We start from the raw sequence: 20658 nt of genomic DNA, 5'->3' as shown, positions 1-20658 counted from the left end.
GAGATGTGCAGCGTTCGCCGCTGATCCGGTCCCTGAGCTGGTGCGGATCGACGACGGATGACCGTCTGCTGTGCATATGTCTACAACGGTTAACTTTCCTTGTAAAGGCTGGCGAACGGAGCCGGTATAGCCTGCGACGGTGACGACCACCACCCCTGCGCGCCGTCTCAGCGGCGGCACCGACGTCGGCAGCGGCGGCTGGTGCACGCCTGGAGTGGCTGTGCTGGATCCGGTCGCTGCGGCCTCAACCCGCGTGGATGGTCGGGTGCGGAGACACCTCTGATGGCGGCCCGGCTCCGCGACGTGGCCGAGCTGGCCGGGGTCTCGGTCAAGACGGCGTCGAACGTCATCAACAACTACCCGCATATCAAGGCGAGCACTCGGGCCAAGGTGGAGCAGGCGATCGCCGAGCTCCGCTATCGCCCGAACGTCAGCGCCCGGCAGCTCAAGCACGGCAAGGCGGGTTTCCTGGCTCTCGCGGTCCCGCAGATGGACTCGCCCTACTTCGCCGAGCTCGCCGCGATGATCAGTGCCGAAGCCGCACGACGGGGCTACATCATGCTGCTCGATGTCACCGGTGCCGATGCGGACGCCGAGCGGGTGGTGCTGGACGGCATGCGCTCCCACGTCATCGACGGGGTCATCTTCTCCCCCCTCGCGTTGTCCGCCGCGGAGATCGCGGGCCGTGGTGACGACCTGCCGATGGTGCTGCTCGGCGAGCGCGCCGTCCCCGCGGGCTACGACCACGTCGCGGTCGACTCGATAGCCGCGGCGCGGGCCATGACCCAGCACCTGATCGGGCTCGGTCGGACCCGGGTGGCCGCCATCGGTCGCGAGTCGGTGAGCGGTACGGCGTCGGTGCGCCTGCAGGGCTACCGAGAGGCGCTGCAGGGAGCAGGCCTGCCGTACGACTCCGACCTGGTCGTCGGGGTCTCGGACTACGAGCGACGAGACGGAGCGCAGGCGATGCGGCACCTGCTCGCTCTGCCCGAGCCACCGGACGCGGTGTTCTGCTTCAACGACCTGATGGCCATCGGAGCCATCCGGGAGTGCGCCGACGCCGGGATCCGCGTCCCCGACGATGTCGCCATCGCGGGCTTCGACGACATCGCCGAGGGCCGCTTCTCCAACCCACGGCTGACCACGATCGCCGCAGACCTGGCGGTGCTGAGCCAAGAGGTGCTCCGGCTGCTGATCAGCCGGGTGGACGGGCAGGGCGGCCCAGCCGAGTCTGTGGCCGTGCCCTGGACCCTGCAGGTCCGCGAGAGCACCGCCGGCCCGATGCCGAGGCGTCCGTGACCGACGCCGGCGGCAAGGTGACGCTCGCCGACGTGGCTCGCGAAACCGGGGTGGCCACGTCAACGGTGTGGCGGGCCCTGAACCAGCCCGGTCGGCTCCACCGCCAGACCCAGCTGCGGATCGAGGCGGTCGCGGCCAGGATGGGATATCTGGCCCGGTCCGCCGCCCCGCCGGAGGCAGCACTGTCGACGATGGTCGGGATCCTCACCCCGGGCATCACCGGCCCCTTCCTGACCGACATCGTCCGCGGCATCAGCGTCGAGGTGTCCGCAGCGGGACTGGCCACGACGATCTCCGCCGTCGGACACGATGCGGACCGAGAGGCCTCAGCGGTCGCAGTCCTGCAACCGAGTGTTCGCGGCTTCCTGCTGCTGAACCCGCGCTCCTCCGACTTCGCCATCCAGGCGCTGAGTGCTCATCGCCCGACGGTGACCGTCGGCCGCCGTGTCGTTGGGGTGGCGGGGGTGGTCCTCGAGTCGGACAGCGGGATGGATCTGGCGGTCCGGCACGTCCACGACCTCGGTCACACCCGGATCGTGTACGTCGCGGGCCCCGACGCCAACGCGACCGGCCAGCGGCGCTGGTCAGCCCTGCAGCGCATCGCGGCCGACCGGAGACTCGAGGTCAGCAGGGTCGGTCCCTATCGGGCGACGTACGACGGCGGACGCGCCGCCACAGCCGAGGTGATGGGCGCGAGCGCCACGGCCGCGATCGCCTTCAACGATCACCTGGCGCTGGGCCTGCTGACCGGTCTCGCCGAGCGCGGCCTGCGCGTCCCCGACGATCTCAGCGTCCTCGGGTTCGATGACGCCTTCGGTTCTGCGCTATCGACTCCGGCACTGACCACGGTGGCCTCCCCGAGCCGGGAGATCGGGCGGCAGGCGGCTCGACTGCTGCTGGCCGCCGACGAGGGCGGCGGTGCATCGGCGGTCCACCGGACGCTGCCGATGTCCTTGATCGTGCGCCAGTCGACTTCGGCGCCCCGCAGCACGGCGGTGCCAGGTCGGAGCACGCCGTGACGCGATGACCTGGAGTGGCAGTGCCCCCTTGCCTGCCACGCCGGGGTGATCAGTGACGTCGCCGACGCAGGTGTGCGTGGATCGCGCTGACCAGGCCGACGATCCCCAGCACGATCAGTGCGATACCGCCGAGCTGCGCGAGAAGCAGCAACGACTCGCCGGGGAAGATGGCGACCACAAAGCCTGCCACGATGGACAGGATTCCGCTGACGATCAACAGTGCCATTTCCCCCGCCGACAGCCCGCGGGTGATTCCCCGCGACAGTTCTGCCACGCCGTCCGCGATCCACCCGGCCGCCAACAAGATGGCGATCAACAGCAGTGACGCCCCTGGCCTCAGGAAGCAGATGATTCCCGCGATGATCGTCAGTACGCCCAGGACGTAGCTCAAGATCTTCAGCCACCGCGGACCCGGTGGTGCCATCACCATCCGCACCACACCGAGCAGGATCAGCTGGACGCCGAACAGCAGCGCCACCAGCAGCAGGGTCTTGACCGGCAAAGCGAGGACCACGACTCCCACCACAATCGAGGCGAGTGCCATACCGACCCGCACGCCGGTGCTCCATCCGGCCGGTTGCGGATCGAGGTCCGGTTCGAATGGTGGTGCCTGCGGCGGCAGTGTCACAGTCGTCGGCCTGTCTCCTGGGGGACCTTCAGATAGTTCGAGCATGATCCGACCACAGGAATACGTCAATGGTGCTGCTCTACTTATGCCTTGGCTCGATTTTCGTACCGGGCGATTGGCGGGATTGAGCCCAGGTGCTCGCGGCCTGATGTGTTTTCCTTCGAGTCTCTCGATTTCTCTCACGCGTCCACGTCCGCGCTAGTACGCTCTGCGGTGGTACGACAGACGCGCGAAGCTCAGGAGGTGTAGACGGTGGCGACCAACTTCTGAGCAGAGCCACCCCGTGTCGGCGTTCGCCGGCGCCGGGTGGCCGTTCGCCTCTCGGGGCGAACCCGGGCACACCTGCGTGGGCCACGGGCCCGATGGCCCGCGACCCACGCAGCTGCGGCAGCGAGATGATGCCGTCAGAGCCTGCGACTCAGAGAGTCTGCGCCGCGACGATGAATGGTCCGGCTGCCGCCAGCACCGTCTCTTTGGACGCGGGCTTCTCGAAGGCCCCTCGATAGACGCCACCCTCGGCCGACTTCTTCTGCAGCTGCCCGATGATCGCGGCGTGCCGGGCCTCGACCCCGAAGATGCTCGCCGCCGCGGTGAGCAGATCCTTCTCCTTCAGTAGCGACGGGGCGGCTCCGAGGTAGGCCTGGACGCCCAGGTTCTCGAAGACGTACGCCGTCTCCAGATAGCTCTCTGCACTCTTGAAGGCGCCGCCGAAGTCCACCTTCGGAGCACCGACGGCCGTGCCGCCGAGCTTGGTGATGGTGTCCTTGAGGGACCAGACGTGCATCTCCTCATCCTTCTGGATGGCCTTGAGATATTTCGCTGCTTTGCCGTCCAGCAGGTCGGCCTGGTTGCCCTGGCGATAGAACTCCGCCTCCAGGTATTCCAGTGTCAGTGCGTAGTTGAGCACGTCGAACGGGCCGGTGAAGTCCTTGTCTTCAGCGAAGGCCCACTTGGTGCCCAGCATCTCCAAGGCGATGGCCCCGGGGATGGCGACAGCAACGCCCTTGATCAGATCTCTGCGGTTCATGGTGATCTCTCCCTTACGACTTGATGAACGGGCCGGCGGCCTTGAGGACCTGGGTCATCGTCATCCGCTTCTCGAACGGCGACGGGAACGGGTTGGTCCCCAGCAGGTCAGCGACGATGGCGGCGTGCCGGGACTCGACACCGGCGATCGACGCGGCGGCGGCGAGGATATCGCCGTCCTTCACCCGGGCGACCTGACCGTGGTATGCCGTGACCCCGAGCTCCTCGAAGGCCGAGGCGGTGGTCAGGAACTTCACCTTGTCGTCGAAGGTGCCCTCAGGGAACATGAACTCCGGCTTCGACACCGGCTTCCCCCCGAGATCCTTGATCGTCTGGGTGACGGCGGTGACATGCTCCTGCTCATGTTCACGGATCGGTTCGACGAGCTCGAGGTCGCGGCCCTTCAGTGAGCCACCCTCGATCCCTCTGGTGTAGAACTCCGCCTCCAGATACTCCAGGGTGAGTGCGTAGTTCAGGATCTCCAGGTCGTCGGTGGTCGCGTCCGCGAAGGCCCGCGGGTCGGACCGGGTGGCGGCCACCAGCGTCGACCCGGCACCGATGATCGCTGCCGTCTTGATGAAGCGTCGGCGTGCGTTGTCGTCGCGGAAGTTGATCACTGGCTGGCCGTCGAACACGACGGCGTCGCCGGACTGCGGCGGTGCTGATCTGAGGTTGTCGTTCATGTCACATCCTTTGTGGTGGAAAGCTGAGTCGTTCGGGTGCTGCCGGGCTGCGGTGCAGGCGGCGGGACTGACCTCCTTGGCTCGATGGGTGTCGCTGGGCCGGACTGGTCAGGCCGAAGCAGATGCCGAGACGATGATCCGGAAGACGGGGTTGCCTTCGGGGTGGCAGGCGAACAGGGTGAGCTGTCGGACGTCGCCATCAGCGGGCTGACGCAGGACGAAGTCCTTGTACTTCTCCTGGGCGACGATGGTGGTCGACGTCACCCGGTAGGTCACCGGCGCAGCCGAGCCGGACGAAACGATGATCGTGTCACCGGAGGACAGCTCGTCCAGCTGCTTGAACGGCTGGGTATGGGTGTTGCGATGACCGGAGATGACGGAGTTGCCTCGGCCACCCGGCATCGGCGTACCGGGCCAGTGGCCGGGCCCTCGCTCCAAGGTCTCGGCGAAGACGCCCTCGCCATAGCCGACGTCGAGCCCGATCGCCGGGATCTGGAGTCGCCCGAGCCTTTGGTACGGACCAGGGATGGTGCTAACCGAAGCGACCTCGGCGGCCGAGACCGGCAGGTCGGTCCCATCGGCTCCCGAGACCTCCTCGGCCAGCTCCCCGACCGCCTGATCGCTCGGCTTCTCCGCTCTGGTTGGAGCTTCGGGAACCGCCTGACTCTGGCGAACTGAGGAGGGCGCGGTTCCCGGCGGGTCGGCTGAGGTCGCGCCGCCCCAGGGGATGAGCCACGGCACCACGGCGACGAGGGCAAGCACACCGACTGCGCCGGCCGTTCGCTGCCGCGCGCGCCCACGCTGCGGCCGTCCGCCACGGGATGCGGGTGTCGTCATCGATCGTCGCCTCCATCAAGTCACCGACTCGAGCTGCGGGTGGTCGCGTGCTCTCGGTTCCGGGAGTGGTTCGGGGGCCTCGCGCTTTCGGATTGGTGCTGCGTCGCCAGCGTGCTCAGCCAGCCCACGATCGGATAGCCGCATCCGCGTCGGGATGTCGAGAACGGCGCTACGATCAAGCCCATCGCCATCGACCGCAGCGCCGCGTCCCCCGGCCACGACCTGATCGCACGTCTCGACGGGCCAGCCTCCCGGGCAGGAACAGCCCATCTCGCGTGCGGGCATGGGCAGCCACGTGACGGCGTCACCGCCGTCGGCCAGTCGGAGAGGTGAACTTGGTGCACGCCAGCTCGTCGGAAGAGCGGATGATCAGCTACTTCGCCGGCACCCAGTGGGAGGGCATCGGGCGTTTCACCCTCCGGTTCGACCGCCTCCAGTGGGAGTGGTCCGCCGACATGTACCCGCTGCTCGGCTATGCGGAGGGCGAGGTCGACCCGTCCTGGCAGGCATGGCGGTCACTGATTCCGGCCGCCGACGCGCCGCTTGTTGTCCAGGCGTACACGACAGCCCGGACGCGGCCGGGGCCGATCAGCTGTTCGTGTCGGATCCACGCTGCCGACGGTGTGGTCAGATCGGTGCTGATGATCGGCGAGAGCGTGGCCGACGAGACCGGCGAGGTGGTCAGCGTGACCGGATTCCTGGCCGACCTCACCGAGTTCCGGCTGGCGGGACTCCACGCCGCTACGGCCGACGCGGTCCGCGACGCCATGCGGCATCGGGCGGTCATCGACCAAGCGAAGGGAGCCTTGATGCTGGCGTACCGGATGGACGACGACCAGGCCTTCGACCTCCTCCGCCGCCACAGCCAGCGCAGCAACCGCAAGCTGGCCGCCCTCGCGTCGGAGGTGGTCCAGGCGATCACCGGACCGGACGCGTCCACAGACGACCCCCGCGAGGTGGTCGGACGACTGTTCAGTGAGCCACCGGGGACTTCCGGCGCTAGAGCGTGAGCTCGACCATCACCACGGGGATCTCGTCGAGCAGCTCCCGGGCGAGGAATCCGACCGCGCCGACCCGAGCAGCCAGCCGGTCACCCGACGCCGCGTGCAGATGCGTCGCCCAGGCCGCCGCCTGGGCGGGCTCGGCGCCGCGGGCCAACAGGCCTGCCACCGCGCCCGCCAGCACGTCCCCGCTGCCGGAGGTCGCCAGGCCGGTGTGGCCGGTGCCGATCTCCCATACCCGGCCGGAGCCGTCCGCCACCCGCCCCTGCAGCGACACGACCGCAGAGAACCGGCGGGCGATCTCGTCGGCGTCGGTCTTCTCGTCGGTGACGTCGCGGTCGAGCAACCGGCCGCCCTCCGACTTGTTCGGGGTCAGCACCATGCGTCCCGCCAGGGCCTCGACCACGTCGTCGAGCTGCGGCAGGACGCCCAGGGCGTACGCGTCCAACACCACCCGGGTCTCGTCGGACAGCAACGGCACCAGGCTCCGCAGCAGCTGCACGGTCTGGTCGGCATCGTCCAGCCCGGGGCCGACCAGGACCACGTCCGCGCTCGCCACGTCGTCCGCGATCGCACTGAGGTCGGCGCCCAGGACCGAGCCGCGGCTGTTCTGCGGGAGCCCGGTCACCCCAGCCTCCGGCAACGCGACCGCCACGGCGACCGCGGCACTCGCGGCGACGGCCAGGGAGAGGTGACCGGCACCCACCCGCAGTGAGGCCAGCCCGCTCAACAGCGCAGCACCCGGGGTGGCGGCGGCACCGCCGATGACCATCACCGCGCCTCGGCTGTATTTGGAGTCCCCGACCGCGGGCAGCGACCACTCCCGCAGCGTGGACGGGGTGACTGGTTCACTCTGGATGGACACGACGTTCTCCTGGGTGGCTGGTGACGGGGACCTCGGTGCCGGCGAGGTGGCTGACATCGTTGTAGGCGAGCAGCTCCCAGCGGCGCTGACCTGGCTGGGAGCGAAGCCGGGTGACCGAGACGTTCTTCACCGGGTCTTTGGCCTGGAGGTCTAGCACCTCCTGCTCGGAGAGCCCTTCGCAGACGTAGCGGAACGCGAGCACGAGCGCGTCGTGGCACACCACCAGGACCCGCTGCCCAGGCTCGAGCGCGAGCAGGTCGGCGATGACCGAGCGGACGCGCAGGATGAGGTCGGCCCAGGACTCACCGCCGGGTGGGCGGTGGTAGAACTTGCCGAGCCAGCGTCGCCGCTCAGCCTCCTCCGGGAACCGAGCCGCCACGCCCCGGGTGGTGAGCATGTCCAAGATTCCGAGCTCACGGTCCCGCAGCCGCTCGTCGACCACCACGGGCAGATCGAGGCCGGCGGCGTCGAGGGCCACCTGGGCGGTCTGACGGGCGCGGACGTAGGTCGAGCACCAGACGCTGGTCGGGGCGAGCTCGGCCGGCCATCGGGCCATCCCCTCCCCCAGGGCCGTCGCCTGGTCCGCGCCGGTCGGCGACAGCTCCACGTCGGCATCGCGCCGATCGACCTCGATCTCTTCGCCCTGCTCCTGGTGGGCCCGAGCCGCGGCCACGTTGCCCAGGCTCTCGCCGTGGCGGACCAGGATCAGCTCAGTCCTCTGCAGCCGGCCGCTCTCCGGACTGGTCCCGTCCGGCGATGGGCCGGGCGGGCGCTGGTCGGCGGGAACGGGTCCGGGCGCGGACTCATGGTTCATCGGTGCACCTGTGAACTACGTCGCATCGCGCCAGGATAGGAGGACCCGACGTCTTGCGGTGCAGCGGCCGGACGATCCAGGCCACGCGACACTGCGGCCACGACATCGATCACGCCGATCACGAGATAGAGAGCAGATGCCAGGTGGAACCGGCCGACGCCGTCCTGCCGGAACTTGCGCACCGCCAGCCAGCTGCATCCGGGCAGGTCGGCGAGGTCTTGTGCCACGAAGCCCCATAGACCGACCGGCGACCGCCGGGCGAGGAAGGCGATCGCCACCACCAGCTCGCGGACGCCGAGCCAGCGCAATACCTTCGTGGTGCTGGGTGTCACGTCCAGTCCCAGAGTCCGCGCGGTGCGATCGGCGCTCAACAACGGCGCCAGTCCCATCAGGACACTGGGCAGCCCCAGACCCAGCAGCAGGGGCCTTGACACGGTCGCCGGGTCGGGACCGGGTCGGAGTCGGGGCACCTGCACGGCATACCCGGTGTGCTCAAGTCCAACCAGCCGCGGGTGCGGGTCCGGATTTCGGCGGGTCGTCTCCCCGGCCAGCGGCGGCAGCGGCAGAAAGTTGCCTGATCTGCGGGCAAGGGCGGTTTACGTTGTAAGGGGTGGGGTATCACCTGTTCGGACGTCAACGAAGGCGCCGGCCCACCTGTGCCGACGCCCACGACACGTGTAGTGCAGTGACACTGCACGGACACCAAGAGAGCGGAGAGACAGATGACAGATCCCACACAGCCTCGTCACCAGGAGACCTCCGGAGTCGGACCGGGCAGCTGGGACGACGCCACCGCCGGCTCCCACACCGATCCGACGACCGGCACCACGGGTCTCCCCAACCAGGGCTTCTCGGACGACCAGGCTTACACCGGCGCCGAGTCCTACACCAGCGGCCAGGGCTACTCCGGCGGCGACCAAGGTGGCTCGTCCACCAAGGAGACCGCGACCCAGGAAGCCGGTGCCGTCAAGGAAACCGCCACCGAGGCCGGTCAGCAGGTCGCGGGCGTGGCCAAGGAGCAGGTCGGCCAGGTTGCCGCTGAGGCGGGCGCGCAGGCCAAGAACCTCGTGCAGCAGACCCTGGGCGAGTTCGGCACGCAAGCGTCGCAGCAGCAGCAGCGTCTCGCCGGCACCATCCACGGCTTCGCCAAGGAGTTCGGCGCCATGGCTTCGTCCACCGACGAGTCCGGTCCGATGACCGACCTGATGGCTCAGGCCGCACACCGTACCGGCGAGATCGCCCACTGGCTCGAGAACCGCGAGCCGAAGGACGTGCTCGCTGAGCTGAAGTCCTTCGCCCGTCGTCGTCCGGGCACCTTCCTGATCGGTGCCGCCGTCGCCGGCGTGCTGGCCGGCCGGCTCACGCGTGGTGCCGCCGCACAGCATGCAGCTGAGGCTGAGGTCTCCGCCACCCCGGAGCCCGCGGCGCTCACGTCGCAGTCGTCCTACCAGCCGACCTACGAGGCGCCCGCGCAGTCCTACGGCGAGTCCGTGGGGACCCGGTCGGTGTTCGACGAGACGATGCCAGAAGCAGCGCCGCCCGCTGGAAGCTTTGAGGCTCCCGTGACCCCGGTGCCGCCGGCACCGCTGCCCGGCCAGGGCGGCGGTCCTCGATGAGCGACTTCTACACCCCGGACCAGTCCGTGTCCGGTGCCCACGTCGCACCAGGCACGGACACCGGCGAGGAGCGTCGCTCCATCGGCGACCTTCTGGGCAACGTGACCCGCGACATCTCCACGCTGATGCAGCAGGAGGTGGCGCTGGCCAAGGCTGAGGCCAAGCAGTCAGCAACCCAGGCAGGCAAGGGCATCGGCATGTTCGCCGGCGCCGCGGTGGCCGGGTTCTTGGTCCTGCTGTTCTTGTCGATCTCCCTCTGGTGGGCGATCGGCAACGAGATCGGTCGTGGATGGTCGGCACTCATCGTCGCCGTCATCTGGGCGATCATCGCCGCCGTTCTGGCCACCGTCGGCAAGAAGGAGATGCAGCGCGTGCAGAGCCTTCCCCGCACGACCGAGACCGCCGGCAAGATTCCCAACGCACTCAAAGGGCATGAGGAGAGAAACCGATGACCAGCACGAGCAACCCCGACGAGATCCGCGCCGAGATCGAGCGTACGCGGGCCAACCTGAGCAACGACGTCGACGCACTGACCGACCAGGCCAACCCCAAGAACATCGCCCGCCGCAAGGCAGACGACGTCAAGGACAAGGTCGGCGGCGTGCGCGACAAGATCATGGGCACCGCCGCTGACGCCACCGATGCCGTGAAGGACAAGGTCTCTGCCGTCGGCGAGTCCGTCTCCTCCGCCGGTCACTCGGTCGGCGACAGCGCATCCTCGGTCGGTGGCGCAGTGTCCGGCGTACCGGGTCAGGCCAAGTCGAAGGCCGAGGGCAACCCGCTCGCCGCGGGCCTCGTGGCCTTCGGTGCCGGCCTGCTGGTGTCCTCGCTGTTCCCGGCGTCGCAGAAGGAGCAGAACGCTGCGGCGACGGTCAAGGACAAGGTTCAGCCGCTGCAGCAGCAGGTGACCGACATCGCCAAGGACGCGGTCAGCAACCTGCAGGAGCCGGCTCGTGAGGCTGCGGAGTCGGTCAAGGAGACCGCCACCGACGCCGCAGCAACCGTCAAGGAAGAGGGCCAGTCGGCCGCTCAGGACGTCAAGGGCCAGGCCCAGGAGTCCAAGCAGAACGTGCAGGACTCCCGCCAGAGCTGAGGCTCGCGGTCCAGCATGAAGACCGCCCCCGCTCACCCGCCTTCGCGCGGGTGACCGGGGGCGGTTCTGCGTCCGCGCCGATCTCCATCGTCACCGTCGCCCGTCACCGTCTCCGGTCGGAAGACCTGAGCGCCCACGCGACGAGGGTCACGCAGACGATGCCGAGCCACTGCAGCACCGGCAGCGACACGAACAACAGCGCACTGGTCGAGCTCTCGCTGAGCAGGAAGTCGAAGTAGATCGTGTACGCGGAGATGCCCACGCAGCAGAGGCTGGCCAGCACCGCCGTCACCCTGCTCCATCGTGACCAGCGGCGGCTGAGCAGCAGCAGCCCGGCCAGACCGAGGTACGGCGCGATGCACCAAAGCCCGAAGAGCACGGTGACCACGAGGTCGCCGGCGCTCGTGCTGGTGCCCCCGCTGGCATAGATCAACACACCGGCGGTGCCGCAGGCGCCGAGGATGGGCACCGCGAGCCAGCCGAGGAACGCCGAAGTCCGTCGAGGGGTGCCCGGCGGCAATGCCGAAAGAAGTGCCGTCTCGTTGTCTGGGGTCATACCAGGACTCTGCCGCATCGCGGCGTCGTCCACCTGCACCCACAGCATGAAGTGCGGGTCCACCCGTGGGATGACGAGGTGTCAGAATGCGCTGCTCAATGTTCGCCGTGAAGGCATTGCCAGAGCAGCCTCGACAATCTGGCGATCAATTCGACCGCGGATGCACTCGCAATGAGCCATCTCCACAGCAACGAGCGGTATTGCGATGGGTGCGACCTGAGAGTTTGAGCATGCGATCGACTGCACGAACCGCAGCCGATTGACATTGCGTCTTGAGAATCAAGCTCTACCTGTCACCGCCGCATTCAGGGCTTATCCGGGGCAAGGTGCGCCTGCAACGCCCGGCGAAGCGGATATTGTTTTGTCACCGTCACTGCACCACTCAGCACGCCTCGCGCCAGTGCAGAACAGCCGCGTGGGTCAGGGGTTCCGCTCGTCCAGGAGGCCGTTGCGCTGCGCCCAGAGGGCGGCGGACGTCCTGTCGTAGACGTCCAGCGCGGCGAAGATCCGGGTCAGGTGAGCTTTGACGGTCTTCTCGCTGATCTGCAGCCGTCGGGCGACGCTCTTGTTCGGCAGCCCGACGGCCACGAGCGCGAGCACCTCGCGTTCTCTCGGGCTCAGGTTCGCCCCCGGTGAGGGTTTGTCGATGCCGCGCGGCGGCAACAGGGCCAGTGCCGCCCGGGGTGAGATCGGGGCGTGTCCCGCAGCGGCTTCGCGGACCGCCTGGACGAGGTCATCGGGTTCGGTGTCCTTGAGCAGATAGCCGACCGCGCCCGCGTCCAGGGCCGCCCGCACGCGCGCGTGCTCCGCGAAGGAGGTGAGCACCACCACGCGGACCTCGGGGCGTCGGGTCAACACCTCACGCGTGGCTTGGATGCCGTCCATGCCAGGCATCGACAGGTCCATCAGCACAATGTCGACCTCCCCGGCGACTGCGGCGTCGGCCGCGAGGCCCCCATCGGCCACCGCGTCGACGACCTGGATGTCCGCGGCATCCGCAAGCACCCCGGCCAGGCCCTGGCGGACCAGGGGATGGTCGTCCACGATCAGGACCCGGATCACTGTGTCGCCGCGCTGGTCACGGCGTTCGCCCGGCGCGCTGTGGACAGGGGCAGGCGCAGGGTGACCGTGGTGCCGAGGCCGGTGGCCGATGCCACCCGCAGGTGCCCGCCCCGCTCCTGCACCAGGGCGGCCAGCAACGGAAGGCCGACGCTGCCCTGCCGCCGAGTCGAAACCGCAGGATCGAATCCCTGCCCGTCGTCGATGATCTGCAGTTCGAGCCAGCCGTCGTCCTCCGTCACGCCCACCTGCACCTTCGACGCGTTGGCGTGCCGTACGACGTTGCGGATCGCCTCCTGAGCGACGCGATAGATCAACGACTCGCTGGTCTCGCTCAGGTCGTCGCTCACCCGGACGTCAAGATCGACCTCGATCCCCCGCGCCTCCAACGTGGCGACCAGGTCGGTCAACGTGGCGTGCAAGCCCTCGCTGTGCAGGGCCGGCGGAGTCACGGTGACGATCAGGCTCCGCAACTCCCGGATCCACTGCCGCAGGCTCCGGGCGGTCCCGGCGAGGGTGTCCGCGAGCTCTGGCTGCCCGGCTGCCCGGGTGCGGTTCGCGGTGTCGGTCAAGGTATAGCTGGCACCGGTGAGACCTTGAACGACGCCGTCGTGGAGGTCGGAGGCGATCAGTGAACGTTCCCGGTCAGCGGCGGCAAGAGCGGTGACCAGCAGCTGCTCACGTTCTTCCTGTACCGCATGCAGACCTCTGGTGAGCCGGTAGGTGAGACCAATCTTGACCAGATAGAGCAGGACCAGGGCCAAGATCAGGCTGGGCAACAGGCTCAGCCACACGGTTCGACTGGTCATCCACACAGCCTCGAACGGTTGGCTCGTCTGCAGCAGGAGCGGCTGGCCTGAGGGAGCCCGCAACCCCACGCTCACCTCGAGCGACCGGTCGGTGCGGGCACGGAGCAGGTTCGTGGGATTCGAGCCATCGTCGCCGCGAGCGGTGACAGCGCCGGCGCGGAGCGCGGTCAGCTCATCCGCCGTCAACGCCTCTCGTTGCCCGACCACCCCCGCATCGGTCGCATAGACGACTAGCCCTGTCTCGTCGACGAGGCGAACACGAGTCAGTGGGGCGCGCAGCACCCGCTCGACGACGACCCGATTGAAGCTCTGGTCAGCGTCCAAGCGCTCTGCCGCGGTGTCAGGTAACGCGGGCTGCACGACCCGGGTGGCCAGCAACGTGGCCGTCGTCTCGGCGTCGCGGACGGCCTCCTTCAGGGCGGCGTGTCGCTCAGCGAGGGCAAGGCCCGCCCCGCACAGCACGAAGGCTCCCAGCGCCGCCATCATGTACAAGATCACCAGACGTTCGATGCCACTACGCCACCACGGCCTGCGTCGGTTGCCGCGTGCGTCCTGCGATCGTTCCGAGTTGAACACCATGTCCTCCATAGACCGCGGGGTCCACGAGGTGAACCTTTGAACGAGGGTAGTACGGGCCTGGCGCCCGCGCCGGTCAGATTTCGCCGAACCATTAGTCGTAGGACTGTTGGGTCCGTCTAAGAACCAGCTGGGGTCGGCGAGCAAATCGCACATCGCCCAGTACGAACTGTCCCGGGCGTAGAAGTCAGAGTCAAATGATAACAACGCCCAAATCCTGGTCTTAGGACCGTCGGGGCGATATCGGCAGAAATGGTTCGCATTCCTCACCAGAGCGTCCAAGGAACTCGGCGTGGCTCCAATGTCGAATCGACACAACCAGTTCCGTCTGACAACGTAGATATCGACGCCAAAGCAAAAAACCATTGGAAAGGCGTCAGGCGAAGAAGTCGGGAACCGGCTCCGCCACCGTCGCGACAAACTATCGCGGCCCAGCACAAGGAGAACTGATGACCACCGCCAACGCAGCACACACCGATCTCGACCTGGGCGTCGACCACACCCGCCGGCTGACCACCGAGACGAAGAACTCCACCAAGACGAGCGAGCTCATCGCCTATGTCCTCGCAGTCGTGGCCGTCGTCGTGACCGCGAACCTCTACGACAGCAACGGCACCGATGGCGACCCGTTCGGCGCCACCACCGCCATCCGCTACGTCGTCTACCTCACCATCGGCTACATGCTGGCCCGCGGACTGGCCAAGTCCGGCAGCCGCGAGGCCTACGACGCCTGATCTCGGCGCAAGCCGATGACCACGCGCCGCGCTAGCCGCTAAGAGCAATAGTGCAGGCACCAGCGAGGGCCAGGTGACAACGTCACCTGGCCCTCGCTTGCGCTGCCGCTCGAGACGCAGGCTGGGTGCAAAAATGGCGGCATGGCGGAGAAAGATGAGCGCGCGGATGCGTGGCTCGGCGAACTACTCAGCGACGCCTACGGCGTGAAGCCGACCGCGATCGCTCAGATCGCGGCAGGGACCGCCACTGACAACTATGTGGTCTCCGATCAGTTCGGCCCACGATGGTTCGCAAAGGTCTATCGCGATCACCGCACGTTGCCGGATGAGCTCGCGGCGATCGAGCTCGCGAACTTCGTCCGCGACGCCGGTGTGCCGGTGCCGCCGGTCCGGCGCACCACCAGCGGCCAGCTGCTGAGCACCAGCGACGGCGCCAGGGCCATGTCGCTGTGGGACTACGTGGGCGAGGCCGAGACTGCCGAAGGCGGCCTGACCGGAGACCGCTGGACGTCGGTCGGGACCGTCCTCGGCCGACTCCACCGCTGCCTCGCCGAGCACCCAGCGGCACCCCCCACACGGGAACCGGCGACACGGCTCTGTCAGATCGAGCACGCTCGGCACCACTACGACTGGTTGATCACGCAGTATCGGCAACGGCCCTCGTTGACCGCGTTCGAGAGCTGGGCTCTGGAAGCGGCTCAGCAGCGCCGCAGTCTCTTGACCACGGTGGAGTCGATTGTGCGTGGCCTGCCCCCACTCACCGCTCAGATCCTGCACGGCGACCTGGCGGCTCCCAATGTCTTGCTGCGTGGCGACGAGGTCGCCGCACTGGTGGACTTCCAGCCGCCGAGCTCGTCCTTCGTCGCGTGGGAGATCGCCCGCATCGCGTGCGACCCTCGCACCGTCATGCTGAACGACGAATGGGTGACCGGGCTCGTTCGGCTGCTCAGCGCCTACCGCTCGGAGAACCCGGGGTTGACGACCCACGACCTGACGTCAACGATCGCGCTCGGTTGTGCGTACACGATCTTCTCCGTCTATCCGCTGGCTGAGCCGCTGAAAAGATCCGAAGCTGTCAGTGACGGGCTCAAGACCTACGCCTACGCGCGTCACGAAGCTGCACTACGCATGCTGCACGAGATCGACCGGAACCCGGAGGGCCTGCGAGACGCCCTCGGGGACTACTGAAATCAGCCGGCCGGCAGTGCCATCGCAGCCGTCACGCCTGGGCGTCGGTGCCTGGTCCGTCCGATCCGGCAACCGCCTCGGTGTCCGTGGCCGATTCCGCGGCGTCGACCTCCTCCGGAGCGGCTGGCGGCTGCTCGCGGGTGCTGATCAGATAGGCGGCTGAGCCGAGAGTTGCTGCCAGGGCACTAAACCCCATCCATTTGCGGTTCAGCCGATGTCCGAGGGCGTGGTCGAGGGAGTAGCGACCCGGTCCCGCCAGGGCCAGCGCCGTACCGACCAGGCCGAAGGTTGCGGGAAGCTCATAGCCGCCGCTGGTGTTGAAGAAGCCGTTCGGTACGTGGGTGGATCCAGCCACACTCATGGTGCCGGCCACCGCGGCCCCCGCCGGGCCAGTGGCGAGCCCAAGAGCCAGGAGCACACCGCCACCGAACTCACCCAACCCGGCCAGGACGGCGTTCCGCTTGCCTGAGCCGGCGAACCCGAGGGAATCCATCCACTGCCCCGTACCGGACGGTCCGTAGCCACCGAACCAACCGAACAGCTTCTGTGACCCGTGGGCCGCGAGGGCACCGCCCACACCCACCCGGAGAGCCAGCAGTCCTGCATCAGTCCACTTGTCGCTCATGGCGTCCTCTTTCGCTTCGAAGTCCGGATTCGCGCATCTCGGCCCGGGGGGCCTGTTGCCAGTATCCACCCGCCTCCACCTCGCCCGTCCGAGACCGCGGCCGGGTTGGCCTCAGCCGCCCTCGGGTACAGGTGAGCATGACGTCAACCCGGAGGTTCTGATGAAGCTCAAGCCGCTGAACCAACAAGTCGCTGTCGTGCTCGGCGCCTCGAGCGGGATCGGGCGAGCGTCGGCGCTGGAACTCGCTGGACGCGGAGCCAAGGTCGTCGCCGCGGCCCGAAGCGAGCCAGGACTGCTCAGCCTGGTCACCGAGATCACCGCAGCCGGCGGGTCAGCGACGTACGTCGTCTGCGACGTCGCCGACGTCGGACAGGTCACCGCGGTGGCCCAGCACGCTGTGGCCACTTATGGCCGAATCGACACCTGGGTCAACGCTGCGGCCGTGTCCTTGTTCGCCACGTTCGAGGACACCACGCCCGAGGAGTTCCGCCGGCTGATGGAGGTCAACTACCTCGGCCAGGTCTACGGAGCCCTTGCCGCTCTGCCTCACCTGCGGGAAAGCGGCGGCGCGCTGATCGCCATCTCATCGGTGGAGAGTGTCGTGTCGTTGCCCCTCCACGCGGCCTACAGCGCCTCCAAGCACGCCGTCGAAGGAGCGATGGACGCGCTCCGCCGAGATCTGATTGCGGACAAGGCGAAGGTGTCGGTGACCAGCATCAAGCCGGGCACCATCAACACACCTCTGTTCACCAACTCACGGAGCCGGATGGGTCACAAGCCGAAGGGGCCGCCGCCGATCTACTCCCCGTCGGTCGTGGCCGACTGCGTCGTGTACGCCGCTGAGCACCCGGTCCGAGATCTCTTCGCCGGCGGCGCCGCGAAGCAGATGGTGCTGACCCAGTTCTTGTCACCGCATCAGATGGACCTGATCATGGCAAAGCTGGCGATCCGGTCCGAGACCGCTGAGGAGCCGACCCCGCAAGGTCAGGTGGGCAACGTCGACGCGCCGCGGTTGGAGGACAACCGCACCGACGGCGACTTTCCATCCCGACGCAGTGTCTACACCTGGTGGCAGCTGCACCCGATGGTCCGCGCGGGCGCGATGACCGCCGGACTGCTCACGGTGCCGACGCTCGGACGCCGACTGCTCCGTCGTCGGGCTGCCTGAGCGCGGCGGCACGGCCGGTGCCTCCTCGCCAGTTCTGTGGACCGCGGTGGGAACGATCTTGAAACTCCGGCGCCGTCAGCGGTGCGTCCTCAGCACGCGGAATGGAGCTCAGGATGATCTACGAAGAAGTCCGCCCAGCGCTCGACTTCGTTCGTCGTGATCAACGCGTGCGGATAGTTCGCCGCCATGTGCTCCATGTCAGCGATGGAGTCGACGACCCACGGACCGACCGTGAAGCCCTGCTCGGTGATCATCTGGTCGTACTCGGGAGTCATCATGCGCACCGGAACCCCCAACAGCTCACAGCGCATCTCATGCATGAAGTCGAAGACGTACGGCATCGCACAACTGCTGGTGAGACCCAGCGTCACCTCGTCGTCCAGCCGGCGCAGCCGCTCGATGCTGAAGTGGTCGAAGCTGATCACGATCGAGTGGTCGAACGTGTCGGTCGCTCGCAGGAGTTGCAGCGCCTTCTCCTCCAGTCCCGGATAGAGATGCCCTGCCTGCTTCAGCTCCACCATCACCGAAGCCCTGCCATGGATGAGACGTAGAGCCTCCTCCAGCGTCGGGATCCGCTCGTCCTCCCCCACCGGGAAGGACTGCAGCTCTGCCAGCGTGAAATCCCCGACCGCCCCCGGCTGCCCCGTCAGCCTGGCGACTGTGTAGTCGTGGATGAGAACCGGAACACCGTCGCTGGTGAGCTGGACGTCGATCTCGACATGGCTGAAGCCCAGATCAAGAGCCGCCGCCACGGCGGTGAGAGTGTTCTCGGGATACTTGGCTGAATAGCCGCGATGGGCGATTCCTTTGATCTTCACTGATGCGCGCCTTTGTACGAGGGGTTGGCTGGGTCGACGACAACGACCACTAGACGACATCCAGCCCGGACCGAAGCCCGCCGGAAAATTCCTGCTCGTTCGCTGGTGAAGTCGCCGAAAGCGATCTTGGTATCGACGTCGGCAGACGTGACGGTGTGGAACGGCGCCGGGGACGTCTCATCCACTGCGGTCGGAGGGGAATACAGTTGCCCGTCTCCTGCACGTTGTTGAGCAGGGTCGGCGCGAGCCTTCCGCACGGACCCAATCGGCTTCCGTTTGATGACAGATCGAACGTAGGGTGGCCTCTTGCCATAAGTCAAGGCGTCGATGTCAACACGTGTCCATCGGCTGCTTTGCTTTGCTCCTCATCATCACGACTCAGCTCGATCTCGCCATCAATCAAGGAGCCTCATGCGCGGCGTCACGTTGCCCGGCAACAGCACAGTGCAGATCACTGACCTCCCCGACCCGGTCGCCGGTCCGGGACAGGTCGTCCTCGCAGTCCGCGCCTCGACCATCTGCGGCTCCGACCTGCGGGCGATCTATCGTCAGCATCTCGGTGGCGATCCCGCTGAGGCCTATCAGGGCGTGGTGGCCGGCCATGAGCCCGCCGGCGAGGTGGTCGCGCTCGGCAGCGGCGTCACCCGCCTTCAGGTCGGTGACCGGGTCGCCGTCTATCACATCAGCGGCTGCGGCCAGTGCGACGACTGCGTCGTCGGGTCGCAGATCAGCTGCACCTCCCCACAGCGCGCCGCCTACGGCTGGCAGCGAGACGGTGGCCATGCCGAACTGCTGCTGGCCGAGGAACGTGACTGCATCCAGCTGCCCGACAGCGTGACCTACCAAGATGCCGCCTGCGTGGCGTGCGGGTTCGGTACGGCGTACGAAGGGCTGGTGAAGGCCTCCGTCAGCGGCCGCGACAGCCTCGCGGTGGTCGGCCTGGGTCCCGTCGGGCTGGCAGCAGGCCTGCTGGGCGGCAAACTCGGCGCCACGCCTCGGCTCGGCATCGACCCCAGCCCACAGCGGCGCGAGTTCGCCGTCACGATCGGCGCGGTGGACCGCGCCATCGACCCGGCCGACGAGGACGCGGCAGCCGACCTGCTCGGCCGCGGCGCCCACGTCGCGGTGGACTGCTCGGGCAGCACCGCCGGTCGAAACACCGGCATCCGGGTACTACGTCCACGAGGGCGGATGGTCCTGCTCGGTGAGGGCAACGACCTGCTGGTGTCCGACGCGAGCGCTGCGCTGATCCACAAGCAGATCACCATCTACGGTTCCTGGGTGACCAGCGTCGGTCGGATGCGCGAGCTCGTGGAGCGGCTGCCTGTCTGGGGTCTCCACCCCGACATCGTCGTCTCTGACACCTTTCCGCTGGAGGAGGCCGGTGCGGCGTACCGGCTGGCCGACGTCGGCGCAGCCGGCAAGGTGGCCGTCCTGCCCAACGGGTAGTCCTCGGCGCCCGGGCGACCACGAACAGGGAGAGTGATGGAATTCTTTTCGGGCTTGATCTCAGACACGAGTGCCCTCGAGCTGAAGCTGCTGCTGGCCGCCTTCGTGCTCTGCTCGCTGATCGGTTTCGAGCGGCAGGTCCGGCAGAAGGCCGCGGGCTATCGCACCCACGTTCTCGTCGGCCTGGGTTCGTGCGGCTTCACCTTGGTCTCGGCGTACGGCTTCGACATGGTCGTCGGTCAGGACGTGAACCTGGATCCATCCCGGATCGCCGCCCAGGTCGTCAGCGGCATCGGCTTCCTCGGTGCGGGGGTGATCTTCAAGGGCCGCGACGTGGTCCGCGGTCTGACGACCGCCGCGACCATCTGGGAGGCAGCCGCGGTCGGCATGGCCTGTGGCGCCGGCATGGTCTCCCTCGCCGCCATGCTGACTGCGTTGCACCTGGTGACCTTGTTCCTCATCGCACCGCTGGTGCGCAAGATCCCCAACGCCGACCGCAAGCGGGTCGTGCAGATCACCTATCGCGACGGACAAGGGGTGCTGCGCGATGTGCTGCACGCCGCGGCGACGATGGGCTTTGCGTCGGCGATCCAGCGCAGCCGGCGGGTCAGCGAGGATGACGTGGCCATGGTGCGGATGGACATCCGCTTCATCGGCCGTCGCCCGGTGAAAGACCTCATCGCTCCGATGATGGAGCTCTCGGGAGTCGAGCGCATCACCGTCAAGGGCCTCAACGACGAGCCGAGCGACGATGACGACGACGACGACGACGACACCCTCTGACCTTCGAGCCGT

At 67.8% G+C, this 20658-nt stretch carries 23 protein-coding genes; 11 read left to right on the top strand and 12 right to left on the bottom strand.

Annotated elements, in window-relative coordinates; all coding sequences use genetic code 11:
* The first annotated feature begins 282 nt into the window (after positions 1-282).
* Together AC1XX3_RS17295 and AC1XX3_RS17290 are read left to right on the top strand one after the other, a co-directional pair.
* On the top strand, positions 283-1299 hold the full coding sequence (locus AC1XX3_RS17295; protein WP_483322417.1) for a LacI family DNA-binding transcriptional regulator: 1017 nt from the start codon (positions 283-285) through the stop codon (positions 1297-1299).
* Entirely contained in the window at positions 1296-2318 is a 1023-nt protein-coding gene (locus tag AC1XX3_RS17290; RefSeq protein WP_483322416.1) for a LacI family DNA-binding transcriptional regulator, read from the top strand. Before AC1XX3_RS17295 ends, AC1XX3_RS17290 begins: the two co-directional genes overlap by 4 nt.
* Before the next feature lie 49 nt (positions 2319-2367).
* Here the strand turns inward: AC1XX3_RS17290 and AC1XX3_RS17285 are convergent, their stop codons facing one another.
* From AC1XX3_RS17285 to AC1XX3_RS17270, 4 genes are all read right to left on the bottom strand, one after another.
* Positions 2368-2874 carry an HdeD family acid-resistance protein gene (locus AC1XX3_RS17285; RefSeq protein WP_483322415.1) on the bottom strand — a complete coding sequence of 169 codons (507 nt, stop codon included), beginning with the start codon at positions 2872-2874 and terminating at the stop codon, positions 2368-2370.
* Between the two features lie 490 nt (positions 2875-3364).
* Positions 3365-3973 (bottom strand): ferritin-like domain-containing protein, encoded by a 609-nt coding sequence (locus AC1XX3_RS17280; protein ID WP_483322414.1) that lies wholly within the window; start codon positions 3971-3973, stop codon positions 3365-3367.
* Positions 3974-3986: 13 nt separating this feature from the next.
* A complete protein-coding gene (locus AC1XX3_RS17275; RefSeq protein WP_483322413.1) occupies positions 3987-4655 on the bottom strand; it encodes a ferritin-like domain-containing protein in 669 nt (222 codons plus the stop codon).
* 108 nt (positions 4656-4763) lie between these two features.
* Positions 4764-5492 carry a class E sortase gene (locus tag AC1XX3_RS17270; protein ID WP_483322412.1) on the bottom strand — a complete coding sequence of 243 codons (729 nt, stop codon included), beginning with the start codon at positions 5490-5492 and terminating at the stop codon, positions 4764-4766.
* A 365-nt stretch (positions 5493-5857) separates the two neighbouring features.
* Here AC1XX3_RS17270 and AC1XX3_RS17265 point away from each other — a divergent pair, with 365 nt between their 5' ends.
* Positions 5858-6502, top strand: a complete 645-nt coding sequence (locus AC1XX3_RS17265; RefSeq protein WP_483322411.1) for a PAS and ANTAR domain-containing protein — start codon at positions 5858-5860, stop codon at positions 6500-6502.
* Here the strand turns inward: AC1XX3_RS17265 and AC1XX3_RS17260 are convergent.
* Genes AC1XX3_RS17260 through AC1XX3_RS17250 form a run of 3 tightly spaced genes read right to left on the bottom strand, consistent with a single transcriptional unit; the run spans position 6492 to position 8606 of the window.
* Complete coding sequence (locus AC1XX3_RS17260; RefSeq protein ID WP_483322410.1) at positions 6492-7358, bottom strand: NAD(P)H-hydrate dehydratase; 867 nt, start codon at positions 7356-7358, stop codon at positions 6492-6494. The genes AC1XX3_RS17265 and AC1XX3_RS17260 overlap by 11 nt on opposite strands.
* A complete protein-coding gene (locus AC1XX3_RS17255) occupies positions 7342-8172 on the bottom strand; it encodes a histidine phosphatase family protein (RefSeq protein ID WP_483322409.1) in 831 nt (276 codons plus the stop codon). The genes AC1XX3_RS17260 and AC1XX3_RS17255 overlap by 17 nt, the downstream gene beginning before the upstream one ends.
* The gene (locus AC1XX3_RS17250; RefSeq protein WP_483322408.1) at positions 8169-8606 is read right to left on the bottom strand and encodes a hypothetical protein; all 438 of its coding nucleotides are present in this window, start codon (positions 8604-8606) and stop codon (positions 8169-8171) included. The genes AC1XX3_RS17255 and AC1XX3_RS17250 overlap by 4 nt, the downstream gene beginning before the upstream one ends.
* A gap of 288 nt (positions 8607-8894) precedes the next feature.
* On the opposite strand from AC1XX3_RS17250, the gene AC1XX3_RS17245 reads away from it, so the two are divergent.
* The 3 genes from AC1XX3_RS17245 to AC1XX3_RS17235 are packed head-to-tail and all read left to right on the top strand — an operon-like array spanning position 8895 to position 10881.
* Entirely contained in the window at positions 8895-9788 is an 894-nt protein-coding gene (locus AC1XX3_RS17245) for a hypothetical protein (RefSeq protein WP_483322407.1), read from the top strand.
* Positions 9785-10240 (top strand): phage holin family protein, encoded by a 456-nt coding sequence (locus tag AC1XX3_RS17240; RefSeq protein WP_483322406.1) that lies wholly within the window; start codon positions 9785-9787, stop codon positions 10238-10240. The genes AC1XX3_RS17245 and AC1XX3_RS17240 overlap by 4 nt, the downstream gene beginning before the upstream one ends.
* Entirely contained in the window at positions 10237-10881 is a 645-nt protein-coding gene (locus tag AC1XX3_RS17235) for a DUF3618 domain-containing protein (RefSeq protein ID WP_483322405.1), read from the top strand. Before AC1XX3_RS17240 ends, AC1XX3_RS17235 begins: the two co-directional genes overlap by 4 nt.
* 103 nt (positions 10882-10984) lie before the next feature.
* On the opposite strand, the gene AC1XX3_RS17230 is transcribed toward AC1XX3_RS17235, so the two are convergent.
* The 3 genes from AC1XX3_RS17230 to AC1XX3_RS17220 all read right to left on the bottom strand — a co-directional run bounded on the left by AC1XX3_RS17230 (position 10985) and on the right by AC1XX3_RS17220 (position 13884).
* Entirely contained in the window at positions 10985-11437 is a 453-nt protein-coding gene (locus AC1XX3_RS17230; RefSeq protein ID WP_483322404.1) for a hypothetical protein, read from the bottom strand.
* Between the two features lie 420 nt (positions 11438-11857).
* Positions 11858-12499, bottom strand: a complete 642-nt coding sequence (locus AC1XX3_RS17225; protein ID WP_483322403.1) for a response regulator — start codon at positions 12497-12499, stop codon at positions 11858-11860.
* A complete protein-coding gene (locus AC1XX3_RS17220; RefSeq protein WP_483322402.1) occupies positions 12496-13884 on the bottom strand; it encodes a sensor histidine kinase in 1389 nt (462 codons plus the stop codon). Before AC1XX3_RS17220 ends, AC1XX3_RS17225 begins: the two co-directional genes overlap by 4 nt.
* A gap of 446 nt (positions 13885-14330) precedes the next feature.
* On the opposite strand from AC1XX3_RS17220, the gene AC1XX3_RS17215 reads away from it, so the two are divergent.
* Entirely contained in the window at positions 14331-14615 is a 285-nt protein-coding gene (locus tag AC1XX3_RS17215) for a hypothetical protein (RefSeq protein WP_483322401.1), read from the top strand.
* A gap of 141 nt (positions 14616-14756) precedes the next feature.
* Positions 14757-15803, top strand: a complete 1047-nt coding sequence (locus AC1XX3_RS17210; protein ID WP_483322400.1) for a phosphotransferase enzyme family protein — start codon at positions 14757-14759, stop codon at positions 15801-15803.
* 31 nt (positions 15804-15834) lie between these two features.
* Here AC1XX3_RS17210 and AC1XX3_RS17205 read toward each other — a convergent pair whose 3' ends face one another.
* A complete protein-coding gene (locus tag AC1XX3_RS17205; protein ID WP_483322399.1) occupies positions 15835-16428 on the bottom strand; it encodes a DoxX family protein in 594 nt (197 codons plus the stop codon).
* A 160-nt stretch (positions 16429-16588) separates the two neighbouring features.
* Here AC1XX3_RS17205 and AC1XX3_RS17200 point away from each other — a divergent pair, with 160 nt between their 5' ends.
* Positions 16589-17596, top strand: a complete 1008-nt coding sequence (locus AC1XX3_RS17200; RefSeq protein WP_483322398.1) for an SDR family oxidoreductase — start codon at positions 16589-16591, stop codon at positions 17594-17596.
* Between the two features lie 89 nt (positions 17597-17685).
* Here the strand turns inward: AC1XX3_RS17200 and AC1XX3_RS17195 are convergent, their stop codons facing one another.
* Positions 17686-18414 (bottom strand): glycerophosphodiester phosphodiesterase, encoded by a 729-nt coding sequence (locus tag AC1XX3_RS17195; RefSeq protein ID WP_483322397.1) that lies wholly within the window; start codon positions 18412-18414, stop codon positions 17686-17688.
* A gap of 411 nt (positions 18415-18825) precedes the next feature.
* Between AC1XX3_RS17195 and AC1XX3_RS17190 the strand changes: the two genes are divergently transcribed.
* Together AC1XX3_RS17190 and AC1XX3_RS17185 are read left to right on the top strand one after the other, a co-directional pair.
* Positions 18826-19863, top strand: a complete 1038-nt coding sequence (locus AC1XX3_RS17190) for a zinc-dependent alcohol dehydrogenase family protein (protein ID WP_483322396.1) — start codon at positions 18826-18828, stop codon at positions 19861-19863.
* 54 nt (positions 19864-19917) lie between these two features.
* Positions 19918-20646 carry an MgtC/SapB family protein gene (locus AC1XX3_RS17185; protein ID WP_483322395.1) on the top strand — a complete coding sequence of 243 codons (729 nt, stop codon included), beginning with the start codon at positions 19918-19920 and terminating at the stop codon, positions 20644-20646.
* Positions 20647-20658 lie beyond the last annotated feature (12 nt).

It is taken from the genome of Microlunatus sp. M237 (genome assembly GCF_056896895.1).
Note: the sequence above shows the minus strand (reverse complement) of the source record. Positions and strands in the feature narration are given on the sequence as shown.